Source organism: Paenibacillus sp. 01T422, assembly GCF_056398785.1.
Map to the genome: position 1 here is coordinate 1 of NZ_JBFTQB010000736.1, position 3371 is coordinate 3371.

At 43.4% G+C, this 3371-nt stretch carries 4 protein-coding genes; 2 read left to right on the forward strand and 2 right to left on the reverse strand.

Annotation, left to right across the window (positions count from 1 at the left end; genetic code table 11):
* Together AC1DUA_RS30110 and AC1DUA_RS30115 are read left to right on the forward strand one after the other, a co-directional pair.
* Positions 1-897 (forward strand): helix-turn-helix transcriptional regulator (locus tag AC1DUA_RS30110; protein ID WP_477503243.1); only part of this gene is annotated, 897 nt, incomplete at its 5' end.
* 43 nt (positions 898-940) lie between these two features.
* Positions 941-1393: a GNAT family N-acetyltransferase gene (locus AC1DUA_RS30115; RefSeq protein WP_477503244.1), complete on the forward strand. Its 453-nt coding sequence runs from the start codon at positions 941-943 to the stop codon at positions 1391-1393.
* A 44-nt stretch (positions 1394-1437) separates the two neighbouring features.
* On the opposite strand, the gene gdhA is transcribed toward AC1DUA_RS30115, so the two are convergent.
* Positions 1438-2808, reverse strand: coding sequence for an NADP-specific glutamate dehydrogenase (gene gdhA, locus AC1DUA_RS30120; protein WP_477503245.1), 1371 nt, complete (start codon positions 2806-2808; stop codon positions 1438-1440).
* A 177-nt stretch (positions 2809-2985) separates the two neighbouring features.
* Positions 2986-3371, reverse strand: a 386-nt coding sequence (locus AC1DUA_RS30125) for a helix-turn-helix domain-containing protein (RefSeq protein WP_477503246.1), incomplete at its 5' end; no start/stop codon positions are given.

Here is a 3371-nt window from a genome sequence, read left to right on the forward strand (position 1 = left end):
TCCGTCATTAATGAGATTGACGACTCCCGAATGGATGCCTATATGTCAGAATTACTGCAGGTCGTAGCTCATGATGCCGATTTTTATTTCCTGACTATCGCGATATCACCATCATTTCCACAATTGTTTGATTTCACAGAAGCCTATGAGCAGACGGTTAAGCTGTTGCAGGAACGAAAGCTCAACGAGGATACCCAAATTGTTCGTCAGGTTGTTGGTCGTCAATCCGTACATTTGCTTACGCCTGCGCAAGAGCAGCAATTCGACTGCAATCTGGCTGCAGGCAATACACAGGAGTTGCTTCATTTACTTGATCGCCAGCTTGCTCTTATGGAGCGTAAGTGTGAAACGGTGCTGCAATATCAAGAATTCTTAATTGATATTGTCCAAAAGGTGCGTAAAGCGTTCCATGTGCTGCGTTTAGATGAACGGGCTATACAACCCGTTATCGCTGGATTGAGCACGAGTCAAAGCTTCTATTCGGGGCGGCATTATCGTAAATTTTTCAGCCAACTGCTTGTTGCTGCTTGCGAGGAGATACGAGGTAATCAGAAAAATGAAGATCCTGTCATTGATTTTGTTGTGGACTATGTGAACAAACATTTCGCTCAAGATATTACGCTAGATATTGTAGCGGAGCACCTTCATATTACAGGAGGCTATTTGTCCACCTATTTCAAAGATAAGACGGGGGAAAACTTCATTGATTATATTAATGGCGTAAGAATCCGGGTGGCACAGCAGATGCTATTGGAAACCGATCTGAGAATTCAGGATGTCGCCAGTAGTGCTGGATACCACAACATTAATTCCTTCAACAGGATGTTCAAGAAATTCACCGGGATGCCTCCCCGCGAATTTCGTAGGGAGAAGCGCACGGAAGACGAATTAGATTAGTAAACAAAGTGACATGTCATGTGAGGAATGGAGGTGTTCCAAATTGAATGATAAAAATGTCAGAGAAGTTAGGATATCTGATTTTTCGGATATTTATTTGTTGAACCAACACTTTAATCCGAATCTATCTGCATTTTCTGAAGAGAAAGTAAGAGAGAAACTAGTCACCCTCACGACGAAAACAAAAGATATCATCTTTGTTTATGAACAGCATAACGAGGTGATCGGATATATTCATGCTAGTCCCTATGAATTGCTTTTTTCTGACTCATTAGTAAACGTCCTAGGATTTGTTGTGAATAAGGAGTATCGAAATCAAGGTATTGGCAGCATTTTAATTGAAAGTCTTGAACAGTGGGCGCAGAACGCTGGCTATTCGGGGATAAAACTGTTATCGCATCCAACGCGTGTACAAGCGCACAATTTCTATGAACGGCGTGGCTATAAGTTTACAAAGGATCAAAAAAATTTCATAAAGTCCTTCAATGAAAACTAAAAAACAGGCTGCCAGCAAATGTGGCAGCCTGTCTTTATATTAGTTTAAACAACACCTTGCGCAATCATAGCATCTGCGACTTTAGTAAAACCTGCAATATTAGCGCCTACAACAAGATTGCCCGGATGGCCGTATTCATCTGCCGCTTGAACAGCGCTTTTGTAGATATTTTTCATGATGGCATGAAGCTTGTCGTCTACCTCATGGAACTGCCAGGAGTATCGCATGCTGTTTTGAGACATTTCAAGCGCTGATACAGCAACGCCGCCGGCATTCGCTGCCTTAGCTGGCCCGAAGAGCACGCCTGCCTGTAGGAATACGTCAATCGCTTCCAAAGTGGATGGCATATTCGCGCCTTCACCAACAGCTTGTACACCATTTCTTACAAGAATTTTTGCCGATTCGGTATTAATCTCGTTCTGCGTCGCGCTTGGAAGGGCGATGTCGCATGGAATCGTCCAAATGCCGTCACAACCCTCATGGTAAGTAGCTGTAGGATGCTCGTTGACATACTCGCTGATACGCTTTCTATCCTCTTCCTTCAAGCGGCGAACCGTGTCTAGGTTGATTCCGTTTTTATCATAAATATAGCCATTGGAGTCGCTGCAAGCTACGACTGTAGCGCCTAGCTGCATCGCCTTTTGCATGGAGTAGATAGCTACGTTGCCTGAACCGGAAACAACGACTGTGCTGCCGTTAAAGCTAAGGCCTTTGGATTGAAGCATTTCATTTACAAAGTAAACGCAGCCATATCCAGTTGCTTCTGTACGTGCCAAACTGCCGCCGTAGATGATTCCTTTGCCCGTCAAGACACCAGCCTCGTATGCGCCACGAATTCTCTTGTATTGACCGAACATGAAGCCGATTTCCCGCGCACCTACACCAATATCTCCAGCAGGTACGTCCGTATCTTGCCCCATATATTTATAAAGTTCTGTCATGAAACTTTGAGTGAAACGCATGATTTCATTATCCGACTTGCCTTTAGGATCGAAATCAGAGCCGCCTTTACCGCCGCCAATTGGCTGGCCTGTAAGGGAATTTTTGAATGTTTGTTCAAATCCAAGAAATTTGATAATGCTTGCATTAACAGAGGGATGGAACCGCAAACCACCCTTGTAGGGTCCAATTGCACTGTTAAATTGAACACGGAATCCGCGATTTACATGTGTAACCCCTTGGTCATCTACCCATGGCACGCGGAAAGTGACTAAGCGCTCCGGTTCAACGATTCGTTCAAGGATTCCATGTTTCATATACTTCGGATGTTTGGAGAGAACAGGAATCAGGGACTCAAGAATCTCCTTCACTGCCTGATGGAACTCATTCTCATGAGGATTACGTCTTACCACTGTTTCGTATACGCCGTGCACGTATTCTCTTGCAACTGTTTCGTTGTCGACCTGTACTATCACAATCTCATCCGCCTTCACAATCAAGTATAGTTAAAAAAGTTTATTATAATAGTTTTACCTTATCCTAGTCATTTGAGCAAATAAAATTTACATGTCATGTAAGCTTACTCCATTGAGTCAATGAAGTGCCCATCCAAGGTTAAAAAAACCGCGAGAAATGATTCCTCGCGGGTATTTCTACTGTATTTTACGAAACGACTTGCGAAAGTCACTAGGTCTCACACTGGTTTTGCTGTGGAACAGGTTCGAAAAATAATGGGGATCGACATAGCCAAGCTTGTAACCAATCTCACTTATGGTCAATTGAGTGTCTAACAGCATACATTTAGCGGATTCTATCTTTTTGGAGATGACATAGTTATAGATGGTAGTTCCCACTTCCCTTTTGAATAAGCGATTCAAGTGTCTGTTAGAAACGCCAATCTGTGAGGAGAGTTGTGTCGAGTCGTAAGGAGAGAGGACACTGTTATCCAGGAATTGTTTGATAGATTGGACCGTTGATGTTAACGTATCGCCTTGTTTTCGTAAAGTCTCAGAGAGACACACGATGATTCGCATGAGAG